Source organism: Cloacibacterium sp. DMC96 (assembly GCF_056313765.1).
In genome coordinates this window covers 281,069-304,224 of the sequence record NZ_JBQUZQ010000002.1, presented here as the reverse complement: position 1 = coordinate 304,224, position 23,156 = coordinate 281,069, and the positions used below count along the sequence as shown (strand labels likewise).

Annotated in this window: 23 protein-coding genes; 11 read left to right on the top strand and 12 right to left on the bottom strand. The window is 32.6% G+C overall.

From position 1 onward, the window contains the following. Nucleotides 1-43: 43 nt before the first annotated feature. The 6 genes from ACT53I_RS10275 to ACT53I_RS10250 form a co-directional block, all read right to left on the bottom strand. Complete coding sequence (locus tag ACT53I_RS10275; RefSeq protein ID WP_274780419.1) at nucleotides 44-730, bottom strand: response regulator transcription factor; 687 nt, start codon at nucleotides 728-730, stop codon at nucleotides 44-46. Between the two features lie 25 nt (nucleotides 731-755). Then, nucleotides 756-2,300 carry a sensor histidine kinase gene (locus ACT53I_RS10270; RefSeq protein ID WP_476079577.1) on the bottom strand — a complete coding sequence of 515 codons (1,545 nt, stop codon included), beginning with the start codon at nucleotides 2,298-2,300 and terminating at the stop codon, nucleotides 756-758. Nucleotides 2,301-2,447: 147 nt separating this feature from the next. Further along, nucleotides 2,448-2,798, bottom strand: a complete 351-nt coding sequence (locus tag ACT53I_RS10265) for a hypothetical protein (protein ID WP_461375572.1) — start codon at nucleotides 2,796-2,798, stop codon at nucleotides 2,448-2,450. Continuing rightward, nucleotides 2,785-4,836 carry a S9 family peptidase gene (locus tag ACT53I_RS10260; protein ID WP_476079576.1) on the bottom strand — a complete coding sequence of 684 codons (2,052 nt, stop codon included), beginning with the start codon at nucleotides 4,834-4,836 and terminating at the stop codon, nucleotides 2,785-2,787. Before ACT53I_RS10260 ends, ACT53I_RS10265 begins: the two co-directional genes overlap by 14 nt. A gap of 139 nt (nucleotides 4,837-4,975) precedes the next feature. Continuing rightward, nucleotides 4,976-5,719, bottom strand: a complete 744-nt coding sequence (locus ACT53I_RS10255) for a uroporphyrinogen-III synthase (RefSeq protein WP_461375573.1) — start codon at nucleotides 5,717-5,719, stop codon at nucleotides 4,976-4,978. A gap of 21 nt (nucleotides 5,720-5,740) precedes the next feature. Further along, on the bottom strand, nucleotides 5,741-6,385 hold the full coding sequence (locus tag ACT53I_RS10250) for a DUF4271 domain-containing protein (protein WP_476079575.1): 645 nt from the start codon (nucleotides 6,383-6,385) through the stop codon (nucleotides 5,741-5,743). Nucleotides 6,386-6,498: 113 nt separating this feature from the next. Here ACT53I_RS10250 and ACT53I_RS10245 point away from each other — a divergent pair, with 113 nt between their 5' ends. The 4 genes from ACT53I_RS10245 to ACT53I_RS10230 are packed head-to-tail and all read left to right on the top strand — an operon-like array spanning nucleotide 6,499 to nucleotide 9,883. After that, on the top strand, nucleotides 6,499-7,215 hold the full coding sequence (locus tag ACT53I_RS10245; RefSeq protein ID WP_104793148.1) for a polyprenol monophosphomannose synthase: 717 nt from the start codon (nucleotides 6,499-6,501) through the stop codon (nucleotides 7,213-7,215). Further along, complete coding sequence (locus ACT53I_RS10240) at nucleotides 7,212-7,583, top strand: DUF4296 domain-containing protein (protein ID WP_476079574.1); 372 nt, start codon at nucleotides 7,212-7,214, stop codon at nucleotides 7,581-7,583. The genes ACT53I_RS10245 and ACT53I_RS10240 overlap by 4 nt, the downstream gene beginning before the upstream one ends. A 26-nt stretch (nucleotides 7,584-7,609) precedes the next feature. Next, on the top strand, nucleotides 7,610-8,743 hold the full coding sequence (gene tgt / locus ACT53I_RS10235) for a tRNA guanosine(34) transglycosylase Tgt (RefSeq protein ID WP_476079573.1): 1,134 nt from the start codon (nucleotides 7,610-7,612) through the stop codon (nucleotides 8,741-8,743). A 42-nt stretch (nucleotides 8,744-8,785) separates the two neighbouring features. After that, nucleotides 8,786-9,883 (top strand): LptF/LptG family permease, encoded by a 1,098-nt coding sequence (locus tag ACT53I_RS10230; RefSeq protein ID WP_476079572.1) that lies wholly within the window; start codon nucleotides 8,786-8,788, stop codon nucleotides 9,881-9,883. Here the strand turns inward: ACT53I_RS10230 and ACT53I_RS10225 are convergent. Then, nucleotides 9,877-10,587, bottom strand: a complete 711-nt coding sequence (locus ACT53I_RS10225; RefSeq protein ID WP_476079571.1) for a biotin--[acetyl-CoA-carboxylase] ligase — start codon at nucleotides 10,585-10,587, stop codon at nucleotides 9,877-9,879. The two genes, ACT53I_RS10230 and ACT53I_RS10225, sit on opposite strands and share 7 nt — an antisense overlap. A 79-nt stretch (nucleotides 10,588-10,666) precedes the next feature. On the opposite strand from ACT53I_RS10225, the gene rsfS reads away from it, so the two are divergent. The 5 genes from rsfS (at nucleotide 10,667) to ACT53I_RS10200 (ending at nucleotide 15,370) form a co-directional block, all read left to right on the top strand. Next, a complete protein-coding gene (gene rsfS / locus ACT53I_RS10220; RefSeq protein WP_476079570.1) occupies nucleotides 10,667-11,029 on the top strand; it encodes a ribosome silencing factor in 363 nt (120 codons plus the stop codon). A 67-nt stretch (nucleotides 11,030-11,096) separates the two neighbouring features. Then, entirely contained in the window at nucleotides 11,097-13,076 is a 1,980-nt protein-coding gene (gene ftsH / locus ACT53I_RS10215) for an ATP-dependent zinc metalloprotease FtsH (RefSeq protein ID WP_461375579.1), read from the top strand. 134 nt (nucleotides 13,077-13,210) lie between these two features. Then, entirely contained in the window at nucleotides 13,211-13,792 is a 582-nt protein-coding gene (locus tag ACT53I_RS10210) for an LUD domain-containing protein (protein WP_274780428.1), read from the top strand. 26 nt (nucleotides 13,793-13,818) lie between these two features. Continuing rightward, a complete protein-coding gene (locus ACT53I_RS10205) occupies nucleotides 13,819-14,691 on the top strand; it encodes a phosphatidate cytidylyltransferase (protein WP_476079569.1) in 873 nt (290 codons plus the stop codon). A gap of 25 nt (nucleotides 14,692-14,716) precedes the next feature. After that, the gene (locus ACT53I_RS10200; RefSeq protein ID WP_461377088.1) at nucleotides 14,717-15,370 is read left to right on the top strand and encodes a phosphatidylserine decarboxylase family protein; all 654 of its coding nucleotides are present in this window, start codon (nucleotides 14,717-14,719) and stop codon (nucleotides 15,368-15,370) included. Nucleotides 15,371-15,431: 61 nt separating this feature from the next. Here ACT53I_RS10200 and ACT53I_RS10195 read toward each other — a convergent pair whose 3' ends face one another. From ACT53I_RS10195 to ACT53I_RS10180, 4 genes are all read right to left on the bottom strand, one after another. Then, a complete protein-coding gene (locus ACT53I_RS10195) occupies nucleotides 15,432-15,731 on the bottom strand; it encodes a hypothetical protein (RefSeq protein ID WP_476079568.1) in 300 nt (99 codons plus the stop codon). Between the two features lies 1 nt (nucleotide 15,732). Beyond that, nucleotides 15,733-17,565 (bottom strand): ABC transporter ATP-binding protein, encoded by a 1,833-nt coding sequence (locus ACT53I_RS10190; protein WP_476079567.1) that lies wholly within the window; start codon nucleotides 17,563-17,565, stop codon nucleotides 15,733-15,735. Nucleotides 17,566-17,589: 24 nt separating this feature from the next. Then, nucleotides 17,590-19,383, bottom strand: coding sequence for a hypothetical protein (locus ACT53I_RS10185; RefSeq protein WP_476079566.1), 1,794 nt, complete (start codon nucleotides 19,381-19,383; stop codon nucleotides 17,590-17,592). A gap of 78 nt (nucleotides 19,384-19,461) precedes the next feature. After that, nucleotides 19,462-19,851 (bottom strand): DUF4293 domain-containing protein, encoded by a 390-nt coding sequence (locus ACT53I_RS10180; RefSeq protein ID WP_476079565.1) that lies wholly within the window; start codon nucleotides 19,849-19,851, stop codon nucleotides 19,462-19,464. A 145-nt stretch (nucleotides 19,852-19,996) separates the two neighbouring features. Here ACT53I_RS10180 and rho point away from each other — a divergent pair, with 145 nt between their 5' ends. Beyond that, complete coding sequence (gene rho / locus ACT53I_RS10175; RefSeq protein ID WP_476079564.1) at nucleotides 19,997-21,799, top strand: transcription termination factor Rho; 1,803 nt, start codon at nucleotides 19,997-19,999, stop codon at nucleotides 21,797-21,799. Between the two features lie 178 nt (nucleotides 21,800-21,977). Beyond that, nucleotides 21,978-22,577, top strand: a complete 600-nt coding sequence (locus ACT53I_RS10170) for a superoxide dismutase (protein WP_104793159.1) — start codon at nucleotides 21,978-21,980, stop codon at nucleotides 22,575-22,577. Between the two features lie 70 nt (nucleotides 22,578-22,647). On the opposite strand, the gene ACT53I_RS10165 is transcribed toward ACT53I_RS10170, so the two are convergent. Beyond that, on the bottom strand, nucleotides 22,648-23,067 hold the full coding sequence (locus ACT53I_RS10165; RefSeq protein ID WP_104793160.1) for a DUF6146 family protein: 420 nt from the start codon (nucleotides 23,065-23,067) through the stop codon (nucleotides 22,648-22,650). Nucleotides 23,068-23,156: the final 89 nt, after the last annotated feature.

Genomic DNA, 23,156 nt, shown 5'->3' with positions numbered 1-23,156 from the left:
TTAGCATAACAAAAATCCACCAAATTTTGGTGGATTTTTTTATTTAATTTTTTACTAAAAGTCTAAAACCTTCTCCGTGAACGTTGATGATTTCTAATCCTTCATCGTCTTTTAGGAGTTTTCTGAGTTTAGCAATGTATACGTCCATACTTCTTGCCGTGAAATAATTTTCTTTTTTCCAGATTTTTCTTAACGCTAAATCTCTAGGCATGAAATCATTTCTGTGTAGGCAAAGAAGTTTTAGTAATTCGTTTTCTTTTGGCGAAAGTTTATATTCATTATCGCCTACTCGCAATTGTCTTAGAACAGAGTCGAAAAATACGTTAGAGATTTTAAATTGCTCTTGTTCTTCGTCTTCTACTACTGCACTTCTTTGTAAAATAGCTTTGATTTTGTATAAAAGTAATTCGGTGTCAAATGGCTTTGTGATGTAATCATCTGCACCAATTTGATAGCCTTTTAACACGTCTTCACGCTGGTTTCTTGCCGTTAAAAATATAATTGGAGTGTTTTTATCAATTTTTCTCACGTCTTCAGCTAGTGAAAAGCCGTCTTTTTTAGGCATCATGACATCAAAAATACAAATGTCAAATTCCTTTTCTGTAAATTCTTTTAACCCTAATTCTCCGTCTGTAGCAAGGGTTACATCAAAGTTGTTAATGCTTAAATAATCTTTAAGTACCGCTCCGAAACTTTGGTCGTCTTCTACTAATAAGATTCTGTTACTCATAATATTTGGTGTTTTTTATTTGTTGTTATTTCATTGGCAGTTTGATGGTAAATGTGCTGCCTTTATCTTTTTCTGATTCTACAATCACTTGACCGTGATGCAGTTCTACAATTTTCTTCACGTAAGATAATCCTAAACCTTGTCCTTTTACATTGTGAATATTCCCAGTTTCTTCTCTGAAGAATTTTTCGAAAATTTTGGTTCTGTTATGTTGTTCCATTCCCATTCCTTTATCAGAAATCGCAATGACGTAAAATCCAGGTTCATTACTGGTAGTAATTCTAATTTCTGGGGTTTCTGGCGAATATTTATTGGCATTGTCCAGTAAATTAACTAGTGCGTTAGAAAGGTGAAATTCATCTACTTTTACATGATAATGTTCCGCTTTGAATTCTTCGGTTAATGTTCCGCCTCTTTCTTCTACAATAAGTCTAAATGACTGAGAAATTTGCTTGATGAGTTCTCTTACATTGGTCTCTTTTAAGAAGAGTTTCACCTCGTTTCTCTCTAATTTTGACATGTTGAGAACGTTTTCTACCTGTTTTTTCATTCTCAAGTTCTCTTGTTTGATGAGTTGAGAATAATATTTTACCTTTTCTGGATTGGTAGAGATTTTATCATTAGCCAAAGCATCTGTAGCCACAGAAATCGTAGCCAATGGTGTTTTGAATTCATGAGACATGTTATTGATGAAATCAGTTTTTACTTCTGAGATTTTTTTCTGTTTCATCATGTAATTAATCGAGATAATGTAGATTCCTAAAATGGTCAATAATGACATGAAAGTTCCTAATAGCATTGGCAAATTATTCATTGCCAAAGACGCATCTTTTCTAGGGAAAACCAGCGAAAGCGTAAAAAGCGTTCGGTCTTTATCGTCTGTAAAAAGTGGAAAATTATAATTGGTTTTGTCTTTTTGGTCTAAATAGGTATTGTTAGAAATCTGAGTTAATTTATTGTTTTTGTCTAAAATTCCATAGCCGAATTTAGAGTTTATTCCATTGTTTTTCAGTTCTTTAGCAAGAACGGAATCCAGCATTTTTGGATTAACTCTTTGGTTGATAGGTAAGTTAGAAGCATTAAATTTCGCAAATTCTGTCAAAGTAAATTGTCCGCTGCTGATGTCTTGACTCTGAACCGAAGAAATAATTTGAGGAGTGCTTTCATTTTTTTTAATGCTGTATAAGCCCTCGTCTTTGTAAAGTTTTATTTTAGTAATGCTGTCTCCTTTTTTAGAAATCGGAATATTTTGTTTTTCAATAATGGTTTTATTGAAAGTAAGCGTGGTTTTGTTAGCAGAATCCTGCGTTTGCTGGATTTGGAAAAGAGTAGGACTTTTAGCGTTATTAGCTAAAGTTTTGTCGAAATTTTTAAATTTTTCGTTGTATTTCTGAATCTCTAATTCTTCAATTTTTTTACTTGAGTTTTCTAGTGCAGTATATACTTTATTAGAAAAATCTTGCTCTAGTGCGGTGTAATATTCTTTAAGCCAATAAAATTGCAATGACACGAAAACAACAAGTGAAATCGTCATAAATACGGAGATTATTGGGATAAATTTATTATTCATTTTCGCCTAAAAGTTTTGTTAAAATTAAAAATTTAACACAAATTAAACAAAAAAATCACAATATTTTTATATGATTTTTCTTAAAAACGAGAATTTTAACAAATTATTGTGAATTAATTTCCCTTTTGCAGAAATTTTTTAAGAAATTTATAACAAGTCTTCGTCTATAAAATATTGAATAATGGCTTTTTTCATGAGCAGTTGTTGCTCATTCGGTTTCAGCTCTGGGAGTTCTTCTAATTGCTTGTACATTGGCCAACCGTCATCATCATAATCTTCGAATTCATAAAATCCGAAAGGTTCTAGCAATCTGCAAACCGCAATGTGAATAAGGTTCACCTTGTCATCTTTAGAATATTTTTGTTTCCCACTGCCCAATTCTTGGATGCCAATCAAAAACAAGAGTGTTTCAATAGGCGGATTTTTCTCCGTTTGAAAATTCTCAACGAAAAATTTTTCTACATCTTTCCAAACTTCTATTTCGTTAATTTCTTCCATTGTTTTCTAATTTTAATAAAAATGCATATTCCAGAGCGTCTTCCTTCAAGCTTTCAAATCTTCCAGAAGCGCCACCGTGACCAGATTTCATATCGGTCTTGAAGATGAGAATATTATTGTCAGTTTTTAAATCACGCAATTTTGCAACCCATTTTGCGGGTTCCCAATATTGCACTTGGCTGTCGTGGAAACCAGTGGTGATTAATGTATTTGGGTAATTTTTTGCTTCTATATTATCATAAGGAGAATAAGAAAGCATGTAATCGTAATATTTTTTCTTTTTCGGATTTCCCCATTCATCAAATTCTCCAGTTGTCAAAGGAATTGTTTCGTCTAACATGGTAGTTACAACATCTACAAAAGGAACTTGTGCCACAATTCCGTTGAAAATTTCAGGTTCATAATTCATAATTGCTCCCATCAAAAGTCCGCCAGCTGAACCGCCCATTGCATAAAGATGTTTCGGAGAAGTGTAATTTTCAGAAATAAGGAATTTTGCTGCGTCAATAAAATCGAAGAACGTGTTTTTCTTTTTCAGCATTTTCCCATTATCATACCATTCTCTTCCTAAATATTCGCCACCACGAACGTGTGCAATCGCATAAATGAAGCCTCGGTCTAAAATTGATAACCTTACATTAGAAAAACTTGCATCTATCGTGTGTCCGTAACTTCCGTAACCATATAATAGAAGTGGGGTTTCGGCAGATTTTGGAGTGTCTTTATGATAGACTAAAGAAATCGGAATTTTTACTTTTCCGTCTCTAGAATTTGCCCAAATTCTCTCCGAAATGTAGTTTTTTGAATCAAAAGTTCCGCCCAAAACTTCCTGTTGTTTCAAAAGTTTGGTTTCGCCCGTTTTCATATTGTATTCATACGTAGAACTTGGCGTGGTAAGCGAAGTGTAACCATAACGCAAAACTTCTGTGTCAAAATCTAAATTTAGCCCAACATAAGCGGTGTAGGTAGGTTCGTCAAAGGGTAAATAATGAGATTTTCCTGTAGAATTGTCTATAATTTTCAGTTGAAGTAAACCTTCGGTTCTTTCTTCAATCACGAAATAATCTTTAAAAATTTCAAAACCTTCCAGTAAAGTTTCTTTTTTATGCGGAATTACCTCTTTCCAATGTTCTTTGGATGGTTTATCCACTGAAGTTTTCATGATTTTGAAATTGGTAGCATCGCCTTCATTGGTGATGATGTAAAAATCATTTTGATAATGTTCTACCGCGTATTCTAAATCGTCTTCACGTTTTTGAATGACTTTCCATTCTGCAAAAACATTGTCAGAAGGAATAAACCAGTGTTCATCTGAAATGGTAGAAGAACTCGCAATAAAAATATATTCTAAAGACTTTGATTTATAAACGCTTACGTCAAAAGTTTCATCTTCTTCGTGGAAAACGAGAACGTCTTCTTCCTGAGAAGTGCCAATTTTATGTCTGTAAATTTGGAAAGCACGCAAAGTTTCGTCTTTTCTGATGTAGAAAAAATGTTTATTATCTGCTGCCCAAACTGTTTTACCAGTGGTGTTTTCAATTTTATCATTTAGAAATTCACCTGTTTCTAAATTTTTGAGCAAAATGGTATAGATTCTTCTTCCTATAATGTCTTCCGAAAATGCAGCCAATTGATTATTCACCGAAACAGAGAAACTTCCTACATCGTAAAAATCTTTACCAGCTGCCATTTCGTTTACATCTAGCATGAGTTCTGCTTCGTTTTCCAAGCTTTTAAAATGTCTGTAGAACAGTGGATATTCTTTTCCTTTCTGAAATTTTACCACATACCAATATTCATTGAAAAAATAAGGTAAGCTCTCGTCATCTTCTTTGTAACGAGCTTTCATTTCTTGGAAAAGTTGTTCTTGCAATTCTTCGGTATCTTTCATCACGAAGTCGCAATAAGCGTTTTCTTCTTCTAAATATTGTAAAACTTCGGGATTTTCTCTTTCATTGAGCCAAAAAAACGGGTCGTTTCTTTGGTGACCATGAATTTCTAGTGATTTATCTATTTTTTTTGCTTTGGGAGCGTTCATCGTTCAGTTAAATTAGAATGGAGCAATAAGTAATTTTATTTCTCTAAATTTTAAATTTTTGCAAATATAGGTTTTCTAAAAAAGAAAAAAATCACCAAAAATATTTTGATGATTTTGATAATATCTATAATGTAGAGTTTTATTTGTTATTGGCTCTGATGTATTTTTCTATTGCCATCGTCATAGAAGGGTTTTCTTTAGTAGGAGCCATTACATCTATTTTTAAGCCAGCTTCTTCTGCTGCGTTTTGCGTAGTGATCCCGAAAACCGCAATTTTTCTATCTCCTTGTTGGAAATTAGGGAAATTATGGAAAAGAGATTTGATTCCTTGGTGAGAGAAAAACACAAGCATGTCATATTCTTCTATTTTTACATCAGATAAATCGCTAGCTACCGTTCTGTACATTACTGCTTTAGTCCAGTCAATTCCTGATTGGTCTAAAATTTTAGTAGTTTCTTCTGTTACTACATCAGAACATGGAAGAAGGTATTTCTCGTCATGGTGTTTTTTGAAAAGTGGCAATAAATCTGCCATTGATTTTTCACCAAAAGAAATTTTTCTTTTTCTGTAAATAATGTGTTTCTGAAGATAATTCGCAATTGCTTCTGATTGGCAAATGTATCTCATGTTATCAGGAACAGAGAAGCGCATTTCTTCTGCTAATCTGAAATAGTGATCTATTGCATTTTTACTAGTAAAAATAACACCTGTATAGTGAGAAAGGTCAATTTTTTGAGTTCTTAATTCCTTAGCATCTACACCTTCAACATGGATGAAAGGTCTGAAATCAATTTTAATTTTTTCACTTTTAGCCATCTCTAAATATGGTGAAGAATCACCTTGTGGAGCAGGCTGAGAAACCAAAATAGATTTTATTTTCATTCTTAAACTTAATAAAACGATTTATAAAAACCAAAATTTCCAAAGGACCAATATTGGTAGAATTTGGAGAGTGCAAATATACAAAAATTTATAATACCATTGTCTAGGCAAAATTTGCTGAGGATGAAATAGGTAGATTAATATTTTGACAGTAAATGCTATGAAAATCAAGCTGCTGTAGTAAATAAAGGCATTAGAAGTTTTGAAATGCAGGTAATAATGGAGGAAACTTATGACCAAAATCACTAACGAATACACCATAAAATATTTCTGCGCCACAAAAGAATATCTGCCGAATCGTTCTAATTGATTAATGCTTCCGTAGAATAAATAGACGAAAATATTTTTAATAAGGTGAAACAGAAGCAATGAAACGAGGACAAAACCAAACTTGTTAAAAGTAATGTCTGCTACAACTAAATTTTGGGTAATAAATTTCGGAACAATCGGAATGAATTGCGAAAATAACACCGAAAAACTTACCGAAAAAAGAATAGTAGTGAAAACCCAACTTAAAGTGTTATTGTTTGATTCTTCATAAGGTTGTAAAATAAATTCTATCAAGGTTACATCTCTGTGCAGGGTTTTAAATATGATAATATAAGACAGAATAATGCCTATAATACAGTAAATAACCCAGTCATGATGTTCTACAACTCTTATCAATTTATTAGATTTTTTGCAAAAGTAAGAATTTTAAGGAATACATTTTGATATAAGGCTATATTAAATAATTATTTAAAACCTTAAAAACATTATCTTTGCATTTTCTTATCTCTATGAAAAAATTAGTCATTATCCCAACCTACAACGAAAAAGAAAATATAGAAAACATTATTAAAGCTGTTTTTGCTTTAGAACAAGATTTTCATGTTTTGATTGTAGATGATTCATCACCAGATGGAACCGCAGAAATCGTAAAAAAAATGCAGCATGAATTTCCGCATTTGCTACATCTTACCATAAGAAAAGTAAAAGACGGATTAGGGAAAGCTTACATTCATGGTTTTAAATGGGCGCTAGAAAATGGTTATGACTACATCTTCGAGATGGATGCAGATTTTTCGCACAATCCTAATGATTTGCCTAAATTATTTGATGCCGCACAAAAAGGTGATATGAGTATCGGTTCTAGATATTGTAAAGGTGTAAATGTGGTGAACTGGCCCATGTCTAGAGTTTTATTGTCGTATTTCGCTTCTAAATATGTGAGATTCGTTTTAGGAATTCCTATTTTTGATACCACTGCTGGTTTTGTATGTTTTTCTAGAAAAGTTTTAGAAAATATCGGTCTAGACCAAGTGAAAATGACAGGGTATGGTTTCCAAGTAGAGATGAAATACAGAGCCTACAGAAAAGGTTTTAAAATAAACGAAGTTCCTATTATTTTCACAGATAGAACAGAAGGAGAAAGTAAAATGAGTGGCGGAATTATAAAAGAAGCCATTTTTGGAGTAATTAATTTGAAATTAAAATCTATCTTCGGTAAAATATGAGAAAACTCCTCGTTTTTTTTATACTATTTTCACTGTTTTCCTGCGAAAAAATTGTAGATAAGCCCAAAAATCTTATCGAAAAACAAGAAATGGCAGAAATAATAGCAGATTTTGCTATTTATGACCAAACCTATACGGTAAAACCAGATGCTAACATGGAATTGGTAAGCAGATTTGTTTTGAAAAAACATAAAATAGATGCTAAAACTTACCGAGACAGCTATAAATATTATATTTCTAATCCAGAAGAAATGGATGACATCTTTGCAGAAGCTAAAGAAATTATCTTAGACAAAGACCCGAAATTAGAAGATTACATAGAAAAAAAGAGAAAGGAGAATCCTAATCTCCCAGAATTTTTAAGATAAAGTACTTAACTTACTTTTATAAAATAATGCAGAAATTTTTTGAAGTTGAAAAAAACACTTCCGGTAAAGCAAGAGCCGGAAAAATAACTACAGACCACGGCGAAATTCTTACTCCTATTTTTATGCCAGTAGGAACAGTGGCTTCTGTAAAAACAGTTCATCAGCATGAACTAAGAGAAGACATAAAAGCACAAATTATACTTGGGAATACCTATCATTTATATTTAAGACCAAGAATGGAAATCATGCAAGAAGCAGGTGGCTTGCATAAATTCATGAATTGGGAAAAACCCATTCTTACCGATTCTGGTGGTTATCAGGTTTTTTCACTTTCTTCGAGCAGAAAAATGACAGAAGAAGGTGTGAAATTCAAGTCGCATATTGATGGAAGTTACCATTTCATATCTCCAGAAAAATCTATGGAAATTCAGCGTCAGATTGGAGCAGATATTTTCATGGCTTTTGATGAATGTACACCTTATCCTTGCGAATACAATCAAGCAAAACGTTCAATGGAACTTACGCACCGTTGGTTAAAAAGATGTATTGATTGGACCAATGAAAATCAAGAAATTTACGGTCATAAACAGCACCTTTTCCCAATTGTTCAAGGTTCTACATATTCTGATTTGAGAAAAATTTCAGCAGAAGTAATTTCTGAAGCTGGAGCTGATGGAAATGCGATTGGTGGACTTTCAGTTGGTGAACCAGAAGAAGAAATGTACAGAATTACAGATGAGGTAACCGATATTTTGCCAAAAGATAAGCCGAGATATTTAATGGGAGTTGGTACACCTTGGAACATCATCGAAAGTATTGGTCTAGGAATTGATATGATGGATTGTGTAATGCCTACCAGAAATGCCAGAAATGCAATGCTTTTCACTTGGCAAGGCGTAATGAACATGAAAAATAAAAAATGGGAAAAAGATTTTTCTCCATTAGATGAATTTGGGACGAGTTATGTAGATAGAGATTACAGCAAAGCTTATGTTCGTCACTTATTTGTAGCCAAAGAATATTTAGCCAAACAAATTGCTTCTATTCATAATTTAGCATTTTATTTAGATTTGGTAAAAGTTGCTAGAGAGCACATTATTGCTGGAGACTTCTACGAGTGGAAAGAACAAATCATTCCACAGTTGAAACAAAGACTTTAAAAACAATTTCGTAGTTTTATAATTGAACGATTTTAGAATTCAATGAAAATTTTAGATAGATATATCCTTAAAAAATACTTAGGAACTCTTGCTTTCATGCTGGTGTTGCTTTCAATTATCATTGTGGTAATAGATGTACAAGCAAAATCTCCCAGAATTGAGAGTAATGGTTTTACAGTAGGCTATTTTTTGATAAATTTCTACCCATTTTTGATGGTGTATTATCTGATTACATTCTTTTCTATTTTGGTTTTCATTTCGGTAATTTATTTTACTTCTAGAATTGCAAACAATACAGAAATTGTAGCTTACATCAGTAGTGGAGCGAGTTTTCATCGTTTTGCGAAGCCATATCTCATTGCTGCGCTCATTATTGCCACGGCAATTCTTGCAGTGAACCATTTTATTTTGCCTTGGTCTAATATCAAGAAAAATAAATTAGAAATCTATACCATGAACACCACGAACCGTGAAAAATTTACGGCAAATGCACAGATTTCTACTCAATTAAATCCTCAGGAATATATTTTTATCAATAGTTATAACCGCCAAATGAACCGAGGTTCTGGCTACCTGTATCAGAAATTTGATAAAAACAAAAAACTGCTTTATCAAATTAATGCCATGGAAATTTACTGGGACGAGAAAAAGAAAAACTTCGTTATCAGTAATTATTTAGAAAAAAGAATTGATAAAAATGACCACGAAATCTTAACGAGTGGCGATTCCAAAACACAAGATTTTAAACATACACCCGAAGAATTATTCCCGAATGAATTATTGGGTCAAAATAAAACCACCCCAGATTTAATTAATTTCATCGAAAGAGAAAGAGAAAAAGGAAATAGCAATATCAATGCTTATCTCAATGAACTACATCAGCGAACTGCGATGCCAGTTTCTATTATTATTCTTACCTTTTTAGCGCTTTCGCTTTCTTCGCAGAAAAAAAGAGGAGGTCTTGGAATGAATTTAGCCATCGGAATTTCATTGGCATTCGTTTTTGTATTCTCATTTGAAGTGCTCAAAATTGTAGCGTCTGGTAATAATTCCATTCCGCCACTTTTGGCGATGTGGTTGCCAAATATTGTTTTCGGAGCATTGGCATTTTACCTTTACATGAAGAGAGCGAATCAATAAAGCAATTCTATTTCTTTGTGGAAGAATTTTTGTAAACCTTCATTTTCTAGGTCAATCCAAATATAACCATTTTCGTCTACGTTTTGAATTATGCCATTTTGTCGCACCTCATTTTTTTCAAAAACAGAAACTTTATTTTTGCGATAAAGATGGTGGTGATACAATTCTAAAATATTATTGGGAATTTCCTTTTGAACCAAATGTTCAAACAAATACTGATGAAGGCTTTCTGTAAAGGCTTTCAGCTCAAAAGACAGTCCGGTTTGGCTTAGAACAGAACCTGCTTTTGGTAGATTTTTAAAATTTTTTTGAAGAATATTAATGCCAATTCCCACCACGAAATAATTTTTATTCTTCTCGAAAAGCATTCCGCAGATTTTTTTGTTTTTGAGAATCAAATCATTAGGCCATTTGATTTTCACCTCGGTTTTTGTCAAATTGGCAATAAAATCTCTCACCAGAATTGCGGTATAGAAATTGAAGCAAGTATCAGAAATATTTATGTTTTTGGTTTTTAGAGCAAATGAATAGGCGAGGTTTTCCTCGGGTAAGTTTTCCCAAGAATTTCCGTACTGTCCTCTTCCTTTGGTTTGATTAAACGTATAAACCGCTAAAAAATCTTCAGAAAGATAATGCTGATTGAGAAAATCTATAAGCTCATCTTGCGTAGAAGCACAATTATTGAAGTAAATTAGACTGTTCATTTAACAAAACTTTAAGTAACCTTAATCACCAAAAACTGAATAAAAAACAATAAATTTGCAATTAAACATATATTTTTGAATGAGTAAAAATACAGAAAAAGAAGCATTAATCGCTAAAATTGTTGATGCAATACAAGACACAAAAGGTGAAGACATTAAAATACTAGACCTTACTAAAATAGAAAATTCTGTGGCAGATTATTTCGTGATTTGTAGTGGTAATTCTAATACGCAAGTATCTTCTATCGCTGGAAATGTAGAAAAAAAAGTACGTAACGAGCTCCAAGACAGACCTTGGCATGTAGAAGGAAGCGAAAACGCAATGTGGGTTTTAGTAGATTATATTTCAGTAGTCGTTCACATTTTCCAAAAACATATCAGAGAATATTACGATATAGAAGAACTTTGGGGAGATGCCAAAGTAATCACCGTAGAAAATTAATATTAACCTAAAAATAATATCCTGATGAAATTTTCTGAATTTCTATCAGGATTTTAATGATTATAAGATGAAAGAAAAAAGTAGTTTCAACTGGTTTTATCTGGTGGTTTTCGCAGTATTAGCCATCACCATTTATCCGTTGCTCAATCTTGATCCGCCTCAGTCTATCAATGAGAACGGATTTTTCGCTTTGTTGAAAGAAAACAAAGTAGAAAAAGTAGTGGTATATACAGATACACCAAGAGCAGATGTGTTTCTTACTAAAGAAGCCAGAGCTGCTCTCGTAAAAAATGCTAAAAAAGACACTCAGAATCTTTTGCCTTCTATGCAAGAGCAAAAGCCAGATTTTGATTTCAATTACGGAAATTTACAATACTTCCAAGAGAAATTTGACAATTTGAAAAAAGAAAATCCTCAAGTTAAAACACAATATGATTTTAAAACCGCAGGTTCTCCTTTTCAAGATATTTTAATCCAAGCTTTAATTTGGTTTGGAATCATGGCCGTTATTTATTACTTCCTTTTCAGAAAAATGGGAAGTGGAGGCGGACCTGGCGGACAAATTTTCAGCATTGGTAAATCGAGAGCAAAACTTTTTGACGAGAATGAAAAAGTTCAAGTAACGTTTAAAGATGTGGCAGGTCTAGAAGGTGCTAAAGAAGAAGTGCAAGAAGTAGTAGATTTCTTGAAAAATTCTGAAAAATACACAAAATTAGGAGGTAAAATCCCGAAAGGTGTTCTCTTAGTTGGTCCTCCAGGAACGGGTAAAACTTTATTGGCAAAAGCTGTAGCTGGTGAAGCAAAAGTTCCTTTCTTCTCGCTTTCTGGTTCAGATTTCGTAGAAATGTTTGTAGGAGTTGGTGCTTCTAGAGTAAGAGATTTATTTGCTCAAGCTAAAGCAAAATCTCCAGCCATTATTTTCATTGACGAGATTGATGCGATTGGTAGAGCTAGAGGAAGAGGCGGATTACAAGGTGGAAATGACGAGAGAGAAAATACGCTGAACCAATTGCTTACAGAAATGGACGGTTTCGGAACAGATACCAACGTTATTGTAATGGCGGCAACCAACAGAGCTGATATTTTAGATAAAGCATTGATGAGAGCAGGACGTTTCGACCGTTCTATCTATGTAGATTTACCAGAAATGCACGAAAGAAGAGAAATTTTTGATGTGCATTTGGCTAAAATTAAATTAGCTCCAGATATTGACAGAGATTTCTTGGCAAAACAAACTCCAGGATTTTCGGGTGCAGATATTGCTAATGTTTGTAACGAGGCGGCGCTTATTGCAGCAAGAAACAATCATGAATTTGTTACAAAGCAAGATTTCTTAGACGCTGTAGACAGAATTATCGGTGGTTTAGAAAAGAAAAATAAAGCAATTAAGCCATCAGAAAAGAAAAGAGTGGCTTTCCACGAAGCAGGACACGCTACAATTTCTTGGTTAGTAGAACACGCAGCGCCTTTGTTAAAAGTAACAATTGTTCCAAGAGGAAGAAGTTTAGGTGCGGCTTGGTATTTACCAGAAGAACGTTCATTAACCACTACAGAACAAATGCTAGACGAGATGTGTGCTACTTTAGGTGGTAGAGCTGCAGAAGAAGTAGCGTTTGGAAATATTTCTACAGGTGCGCTTTCGGATTTAGAAAGAGTAACGAAACAAGCTCAAGCAATGGTAACGATTTATGGTTTGAGTGAAAACATCGGTAATATTTCTTACTATGACAGCTCTGGTCAGTCAGAATACAGTTTTGGTAAGCCTTATTCAGAAGAAACGGCTAAGAAAATAGATGTGGAGATTAAAGATATCATCGAAAATCAGTATAAAAGAGCGGTAACTATTCTTCATGAGAATAGAGATAAGTTAGATGCTCTTGCTCAAAAGCTTTTAGAAAAAGAAGTCATCTTCAGAGAAGACTTAGAAGAGATTTTTGGCAAAAGAGCTTGGGATCCTGAATTAACAGAGCGTCCTGTCACTGAAGCGGTAGTAGAAAATACTCCAGAAAACACTTCTAGTGAAGAGTCGCAAGAGTCTCAAAATTAAGAATTTACATTCATTTATATAGAAGTTCCTAATATTTTTATTAGGAACTTTTTTATTTATATCTTTGATATATAGTTAGTTTCTAAATTATTTTATATTTTTGTTGTTGGCTAAGTTTAAAAATCTGAAGAAAATTGAGTTTATTTAAGAAAATTGTTAGTAAAATTCTTAATCAAGAGGAGCAGCAAGATGACACCAATGTTACCAAATTGGCAGATCAACTTAAAAACGCTGATCTTGATTATAAATTTGCGCAATTATTTACGGCTTCAGGTGGTTTTTTTAACTATTGTGGAGACGAAGCAGAAGCATTACAAGTCTTAAATCAGATTATCAAAATCGAGGGGATTAAGAATGTTTTTTGTTGTGATGATGACTTGCAGAACTTTTTAAACGTTACCAAAACCAATTTCACCAAAAATCTAGATATTAATAATGATGCCGCTTTTATTACCTGCGAATTTTTAATCGCTTATGACGGCAGAATTATGCTTTCTTACAATAATATTTTGCACTATCATTCTTCTAGATTACCTGGTAAAATTATTATCATGGGAACCGTTTCTCAGATTGTAAGAGACTTAAATGAAGCCATGATGAAAATTAAGAGAAGAGGGAACGTAAGAAATCTTACTTCCATCAGCGGAAGCCAATCTAAGTTAGATGCTCCTACTCAAGATCAAACCAAACTTTTCTTAATTCTACTCGAAGACTAATTCTTTCTATTTTTAAATTTCACAAATTGGATAAAAATCTCATTCAGCGAGTTGGCTCTGGTCTAATCTACGGATTACTTACTTTTCTGTGCACTACAGAATACGGAGCAATACTCATCAATAAAATTTCGCCAGATTTAGTAAAGCCCCATCAGCTTTTTTATGGATTAATTACATTTTTCTTAGTTGTAGGAGCTTATGAAGGCGTAAGAATTATGAAATTCCAAGGAAACTTATATCAATGGTTGGTTTTGCCTTTAGTCGCATTGGTTTATTATAAATTTACGACAAGATTCTTCGGTTTTGGATTTTATTATACCTTTGATTTATCAGAAATTTTAGCACTTTCATTAATCCTAATTGCTGCAATTACCTTATTTAAATTTCCTCAAGAATTATATCAAGACGAAGGGAAGCTCATTTTCATCGTTATTTATACGGTTTTACCATTTGGTTTCGCATTAGGTTTGCCAAAATATTTCTTAAATGATAATGCTTTCACTTGGGAAGTTTTTCTTCTTTTTGTCCTTATTTGGAGCAGTGATTCATTTGCTTATTTTACCGGAAGAATTTTCGGTAAACATAAAATGGCCCCGAAAATTTCACCCAAAAAAACTTGGGAAGGTTTTGCGGGAGGCGTTTTCTTCACTTTAATTTTAGGATATTTCATCGAGCAAAAATTCCCAGATTTACGCGGGAATTGGATTGTAGTAGGATTATTGGTCTCTATTTTTGCTCCACTTGGTGATTTGGTAGAAAGCCAACTGAAAAGAACATTCGGCGTAAAAGACAGCGGAAATATCATTCCAGGACATGGAGGCGTGCTTGATAGATTAGACAGTTTTATAATCGCAGCACCTGTTGTATATTTGTACTTTATTCTAGAAAACATATTCTAAAAACATAACTTATTAACTCATAAAAATGAAACTACATAAAGAAAGTAAAGGAACCATTTTAGTTGCTACCATTGCAGTAGCTGTATTAGGTTTTTTAGCAGTATATTTTCTAGAAATTTGGTCATTAATTATCATTATCCCGTTATTAATTTTATATGGATTGGTTTTTTGGTTCTTCAGAGTTCCCAATAGAGATATTGTAGACCATAAAGAAAACGTAATTGCACCAGTAGACGGAAAAGTGGTGATGATAAAAGAAGTTTTCGAAGATGAGTTTTTAAAGGAAAAAGCCATTCAAATTTCTATTTTTATGTCTCCGCTGAATGTTCACATTTGTAGATATCCAGTTTCTGGGAAAGTAATTTATAAAAAATATCACCCAGGAAAATATCTAGTAGCTTGGCACGAAAAATCTTCTACCGAAAACGAGAGAACTACCGTAGCAGTAGAAAGTTTAACCAATCATAAAGTGGTTTTTCGCCAGATTGCTGGTTATGTAGCACGTAGAATTGTTTTCTATTGTAATGAAGGTGATACTTCTAAGGCTGGTCACGAATTTGGATTCATTAAATTCGGTTCTAGAATGGATGTTTTCTTACCGTTAGACACAGAAATTACCTGCAAAATTGGGGATAAAACCAAAGGCGGAATAGATGTAATTGCTAAGATGAAAGAGTAATCTTTCGCTTTATATGAATAAAAATTAAAAACCCGCAAAGACTATATAATCTTTGCGGGTTTTATTTTAAACTTTTTAGCTCTCTTTCAATATCATATTTATTTCTCTTCATTTGGTCATATTCTTTGTATATCAAATATGGCATAAAAATGAGAATCATAATTCCAAATAGCATTACCGCTTTCCAATATCCTATTCCTGTTGCAAAATTAACTGATTTTTTCGTGGGAAAAAATGGTAATATAAAAGGGCAAATTATTGAAACAAAAATAGCCCAAATGATTTTTAATTTCTTTTTTGAATTTTCCTTTAATTTTTTTTCAAGAAAATTTTTTCTTTCATCATTCTTTTGAGAAGTCATTTTACCCAAAATTCTGTAATTCTACTAGCTTTTTATAAACGTTATTATTGGCGATTAATTCGTCATGAGTACCTTGTTCTACAATGTTTCCGCGTTCCATTACTACGATGTGATCTGCTTTTTGAATCGTCGAAAGTCTGTGTGCAATTACGATAGAAGTTCGGTTTTCCATCATGTGATCTAGAGCGTCTTGAACCAAACGTTCAGATTCTGTATCGAGTGCAGAAGTTGCTTCGTCGAGAATCATAATTGGCGGATTTTTAAGTACTGCCCTTGCAATAGAAATCCTTTGTTTTTGTCCACCAGAAAGCTTGTTCCCGTCATCGCCAATATTGGTTTGGTATTTTTCTGGTAAGTTTTCTATGAATTGATGAGCATTGGCAATCTTTGCAGCTTGAATCACTTCTTCTTCCGATGCTTCAGTTTTTCCCATCCAAATGTTATTATAAACACTGTCATTAAACAATACCGATTCTTGAGTAACCATTCCCAGAAGTTTACGGTATTCAGTTAAATTTAAGTCTTTAATATTGATGCCGTCAATTAAAATTTCTCCATCTGTTACATCATAAAATCTGGCTAAAAGATTCGCAATCGTGGTTTTTCCGCTTCCTGATTGTCCTACCAAAGCCACTGTTTTTCCTCTCGGAATGGTCAAATTGAAATTCTTAAGAATTTGATTGTCTTTGTCATAATAGAAAGAAATATTTTTGAATTCTATTTGATGATTGAGGTTTTTGATAGAAATAGGATTGGCAATTTCTTCTACCTTTAAATCGTAATCTAAAACTTCCAGAACTCTTTGCACTGCGGGAATTCCTCCTTGCATATTAGAAATAGCGGCAGATAATCTTTTGGCAGGTTCTAGAATTTGGAAAAAGATAGCAATGAATCCTATGAAAGTTACCGCATCCATGGTTTGTTTTTCTAAAATTTGGATTCCTGCAAACCAAGTGATTAACAAAATGGTTACCGAACCGAGAAATTCTGAACTTGGAGAAGCCAATTCTCTTCTTCGGCTCATGGCAATTGCATGATTTTTCCAGTTTTGCGTGGTTTTTTCAAAACGAGTATTTAGGATGATATCAGCATTGAAAATTTTAATGATTTTTGATGATTTCAAGGTTTCATCTACGATAGAAAAAAGATTTCCGAGTTCTTCTTGTGCTTTTTTAGATTTTCTTTTCAAGCTTTTTCCTACCCAAGAAATGATTCCGCCCATTACAGGGAAAACCAATAGAGAGAACAAGGTTAGGCTTGGCGAAAGCGCAAATAGCGTGATGAGTGAAGCTGTAATCATAAAAGGCGCATTAATTACGTCTACCAAACTTCCCATAATAGAATTTTCTATACTCCCGATGTCGTTTGAAATTCTACTCATCATGTCACCTTTTCTCTGTTCTGTGAAGAAAGAAACCGGTAATTTTAGAAATTTTTGATAAACTTTGCTTCTTAAATCTTTGGTAATGCCTACTCTGTAGTTCACCAGCATGAACGAACCAAAATATCTAGAAATATTTCTAAACAAGAATGAAGTTGCGGTGATAATACATAGCGCTGCCAAAACTTTTATGGCGCCATATTCTGTGATGCTTTCTTGGATGTTGTAAAAAGCAGAAGTTTTGATGTAAGAAAAATATTCTGAAAACTTTCCGCTGTAAACAGGTTTGGTGATTTTTTCTTTGTCTACATTGAAAATCATTTGTAGCACAGGAAGCATGACCAAAACGGAAAAAATCTGAAAAACGGAATATAAAAGATTGAAAAATATACTTAAAAAAAGATATTTCTGATGAGGTTTTGCAAAAGCAAGTATTCTTTTTAGTGGACTCATTTATATTTTAAATAAAGTGCAAAATTACACTTTTTTAATTTGAAAATCATAAGGTCTATATTCTCCAGTTTCGTGGAGAAATTCAAAGACTTGTTCTTGAAGTCTGAAATCATTCTCTTTTTCTAGAATTAGACCTAAATAATCACCGTTTTTTTGCTCTGCAAACATTACTGCTTTGAAAGTTTCTGGGAAAGAATCTGAAAAACCATCTTCAATGAAAAAGTCTTGAATTTTTAAGTATTCATAATGGTCTTCTAAATTTTCATTGTTTCTATAGTTGTTTTTAAAATTTTCAGAAAGAATAACATTTAATTTCTTTTGTATATCAAAGAACTCATCTTTTAGAAGAGCGTTTTCGTCAATTTTCTTCTTCTCTTTTTTAATTCTTTTTTGTTTAGAAATATAGAATTTAATTTCTTCAGAAATTTCATATTTGACAGGATTTATCTTAAATTCAAATTCTCTTGATGACTTTTCTTCGTATATTAATTGTGGTATTTCTATGTTTAAGGATTGAGCTGACTTGAAAACCATTTGGTTAGGTAGATATTTTTCTAAAATATCTTTTAAGTATTCATTCACAATAAATTTCCTATGAACTGAAAAGGAAAAAATGTCATAATCGCTTATAATATTGTATTTTTGAGGCATAACATTTACAAAATAAGTACGGTACTTCTCTTTGTTCTCTTCTCTTTTCTTGTTGATAAAATTATAGATTTCTTGGCTAGAAGAAAAATTTTGTCGAATTTTACTCACTTCTTTCAGTCCATTAATTTCTTCTATTAAATAAAACTCTTGATTGAAATCTAAATCCTTTGTAAGTTGATCAAAATCAAGTTGAAAAACAAAATATTTTGTCTCAGTGGTAATATGTTTCGGTTGAAAATGAGTTGGGTGAAATTTATTCGGAGGTAGCTTAAACTGTTCTAAAATAGTCTTTATATTTTCGCTTACAATCATTAATGTAGTAAAGCTAAATGATGAACTTCTTACTATTTCATACAATCTATTTTTTCCTTCTTGTAAAGGGCCGTTTTTTAAAAGTATAGGTTTTTCTATTTCTATAATTCCTTTTTCCTCAAAAGTTCCTTTTATTTTTTCACAATTATTAATTTCAAATTCAGGAGTAAGTCCAGAATTGTCATTTTGGAAAGGAGTTAAATAATAATATTTCTGCTTTCTATCAAACTTTTCAGATAAAATTTTATGGAGTGGTTTTTCTAAGAGAATAGGTTCAAAAAATTTTTGATAAACTTCCTTTTCTACTTCCATATAGCTGTCAAATTTTTCTTTAACAGAATTTTCATTTATAATTTTTTCACTGTAAGATTTCGAAGGCTTGTAAGTATTGATTCTTAAATTATATTTTTTTACTAATTCTTCAGTTAATAAAGGATTTTGGAAAGTAATAATTAGTTTTTTAGAATATTTGTCGAGTAACTTTTCATCCAAAACTAAAGATGGATTAGAGCCAATTCTATCTATTTCTAAATATTTTTTGAATTTTTCTATTTTTTCAAAATTCCAATTTATTTTCTTGTTGACTGTGAAATATGACCAGTTGATTTTTTCTTTAAATTTTTCGATTAATTCATCTGTCCAATCTAAATTTTCATTTTTAGAAATGGCTCTCCAATGGAATTCATCAGCATATTTTTCTAGTAATTGAAAATCTATTTTTGAAAATTCGCTTACAGCATAGATGAATTTTTCCCAGTGAAATTGAAGAATGTTTTCAGAATTAATAGGCAAGTAATTTGAGAGAGAAGATGGTTTGCTTATAAATGAAGATTTTATTTTGTCAAATAAGCTCATAAGTTTTTCTTTCAAAGATAAAAAAAAACAGCTTCGTTTCCGAAACTGTTTTCACTCAAAATAAATCGTTGGTAAGATTTATCGAATTCTGTCTACAGATTTTACGAGTTTCTCATCATTCTTGATATTGACGTTTGCCATAAACAAACCAAACAAAGAAATCAGAGGGAATGCTAACTCAATACCTTTCTCAGGAAAATCTATTCCTCCAGATAAATTTAGTAGCCAATACATCAATAAACCAGTCAACAAAGCGTTTATGAAAATGTTGATATTATTCAACAGAATCTGTCTCATTCTCTTTTTGTAACTGAAAATAGATAGTAAAGCCAATAAAAATGATACTAAACTTAGGGTAGCAATGACATAAACACTGCCAAAAAGCGCTACATCTAACCCTGTAAAATGCAGTGCAACTTGCGCCAATACTACAATCAGTAAAAATATAGTTTGTATTCTCTGTATCATTTCAGTGCAAAAATAATTTATTTTTTTGTATTTGTCAAAAAAAGTGTAGATTTGCAAGTAACAAGTTCAGCAAAAAAGAAGAATCGCCTGATTCAACTTTCTTACTTACAATTACTTATATTATTACAACTTTTTCACATATTTTATGTTTAATATTGAAACGTTAAGGTCTAAGTCCTTATCGGAACTGACCAAAATCTCAAAAGATTTAGGCGTTAAAATTCCTAGAAATAGTACTGAAGAAACCATCGTCTTTGCTATTTTAGATTTCCAGGCTTCTAATCCGAAAGTAACAAAGGAATATTTTAACGCTACCGAAAATACTATGGAAGAAAAACAAGAATCTCCAAAACCTAAAGCGAAAGCTCCTGCAAAAAAGAAAGTAGCGACTAAACCCGTAGAAAAACCTGCAGAACTCTTCGAAGAAATTACTCCTGAAGCGAAACCTGAAGAAGTAACAGAACCGAAAGTAGAAGCAGCAGAAAAACCTGCGGAAGCAAATACTTCTTCTAAAAAGCAAAGAAAAAGAATTGCTCCTAAAACAGAAGAAAAAGCTACAGAGACAGAAGTTACTGCAGGAACCACAGAAACTGCAGTAGTCGCAAAAACCGAAGATACGGAGCCAGAAATTCCACAGGCTGCTTCTCATCAAAATCAGCAGAAGCAACAGAATCAGCAAAAGCAAAAACAGCACCAACAGAATCAGCAAAATCAACAAAAAAATAAAAACCGTAATCAAAACGGAAATGGTGCTCAAAATAACCAAAATCAAAATCAATCTCACGAAAACCAAGAAAACGCCGAAGAAAATCCACCTAAAAAAGATTTTAACTTTGACAATATTGTAACAGTAGAAGGTGTTTTAGAAATTTTACCAGACAACTACGGTTTCCTTCGTTCAGCAGACTTTTCTTACATTTCTTCACCAGATGATGTATTTGTTTCTACACAACAAATCAGAAATTATGGACTTAAAACGGGTGACTCTGTAAAAGGAATTGTAAGATTACCAAAAGAAGGCGAAAAATATTTTTCTTTACAGAGAGCTTTAGAAGTAAATGGTAGAGATTTAGACTTTATAAAAGACAGAGTAGCGTTTGAATACTTAACGCCACTTTTTCCGCAGGAAAAATTTAATTTAGCAGGGAAAAATGCTACGATTTCTACCAGAATTGTAGACCTTTTTGCTCCGATTGGTAAAGGACAACGTGCCATGATTGTTGCCCAACCAAAAACGGGTAAAACCATGCTATTGAAAGAAATTGCAAATTCTATTTCGGCGAACCATCCAGAAGCGTATATGATGATTCTTTTGATTGATGAAAGGCCAGAAGAAGTTACAGATATGGAGCGCAGTGTAAATGCAGAAGTGATTGCTTCTACATTTGATGAATCTGCAGAAAAACACGTGAAAGTAGCGAATTTGGTTTTGGCAAAAGCGCAAAGAATGGTAGAATGTGGTCATGATGTAGTGATTTTATTAGATTCTATCACGAGATTGGCAAGAGCTTACAACACCGTAACACCAGCTTCAGGGAAAGTGCTTTCTGGTGGTGTAGATGCGAATGCTATGCACAAACCAAAGAGATTTTTCGGGGCTGCTAGAAAAATAGAAAACGGAGGTTCACTTACCATTATTGCGACTGCACTTATTGATACAGGTTCTAAAATGGACGAAGTAATCTTCGAAGAATTTAAAGGAACGGGTAACATGGAACTTCAGTTGGATAGAAAAATTTCTAACAAGCGTATTTTCCCAGCTGTAGATTTAGTGGCTTCTTCTACCAGAAGAGACGACTTATTGCATGATGATGTTACGCAACAAAGAATGTGGATTCTTAGAAAATATTTAGCAGATATGAATCCTTTAGAAGCAATGGAATTTGTACAAAAACAAATGCAAACCACTAGAAATAACGAAGAGTTCTTAATGTCTATGAATAGATAAAAGACTTTCAATATATAATTTAGATAAAAAGTAAGAACACGTATTTTGCGTGTTCTTTTTTTGTGAGGAAAGTTATATTTGGTTTCATCTATATTAAGTATAAAATTTTTAAAAAAAATTATAAATGAAAGTATGATGAGAATTTTTATCTTTGGAGAAATTTAAAAACATAAACATTATGTCATTCGAATTACCAAAATTAAATTACGCTTATGATGCTCTTGAACCAGTAATTGATGCAAGAACTATGGAAATTCACCATACAAAACATCATCAAGCTTACGTAGATAACCTAAACAATGCTATAAAAGGTACAGAGCACGAAGGAAAATCAATAGAAGAAATTTGTAAAACAGCTTCTGATGTTCCTGCTATTAGAAATAATGGTGGTGGTCATTTTAATCACACGCTTTTCTGGGAAATTCTTACTCCAGGAGGAAGCAAAGAGCCTGTAGGAAATGTAAAAGCAGCAATTGAAGCTTATGGTGGTTTTGAAAAATTCAAAGAAGATTTTTCTACGGCTGCTAAAACGAGATTCGGTTCTGGTTGGGCTTGGTTATGTAAAAAAGAAGATGGTAGCTTAGAAGTTTGTTCTTCGGCTAATCAAGATAATACTTTAATGCCAGGAGTGGGTTGCGGAAATCCTGCAATTTTAGGTTTAGACGTTTGGGAACATGCTTATTATTTGCATTACCAAAACAGAAGACCAGATTATGTTTCAGCATTTTTTGAAGTAATCAACTGGGATAAAGTAGAAGAAAATTATAATAAATTATAATCACTTTTAATTTCAATAAAAAAGGTTCAGAGTAATTCTGAACCTTTTTTTGTTTTCTACATTTTAGAAATTATCTTACTTCCGTCATGCTTAAACCTTGTAGTTTTAGACCGTATTTCCATTGTACATACGCAAAAACCTGGTAAAGTTTATACTCGAATTTTAAGCCGTATTTTTCATTTGGGTCATAGTCAATAGAAGATTCTATGATGTTTCTATATCTTCCAGAATAGTAATAACTGTTCCATTCGTTTACAAGGAAAGTGTTTCTAGATTTCAAATATTCTTCGGAGTAAAAGCTCATTGGTTTTGCAATGGCGTTTAAGAAATAATCATATTGAGTATCAATTACGTCTAAATCCCATTCTCCATCATCATTTTTTTCTGGCTTCATTGCAGTTTGATTATTGGCGTCTTTAGCAATTTTTTGTGGGCTACTACAACTGATAATTAAAAATATTGTAGCAATAATTAGAATTAATTTTTTCATGATGAGGTGGTTTTATTTTAAAGTAAAGTTAATCATAAAAAACAAAAACCGCTCCAAAAGAATTGAAGCGGTCTAATTTTTATTTATTT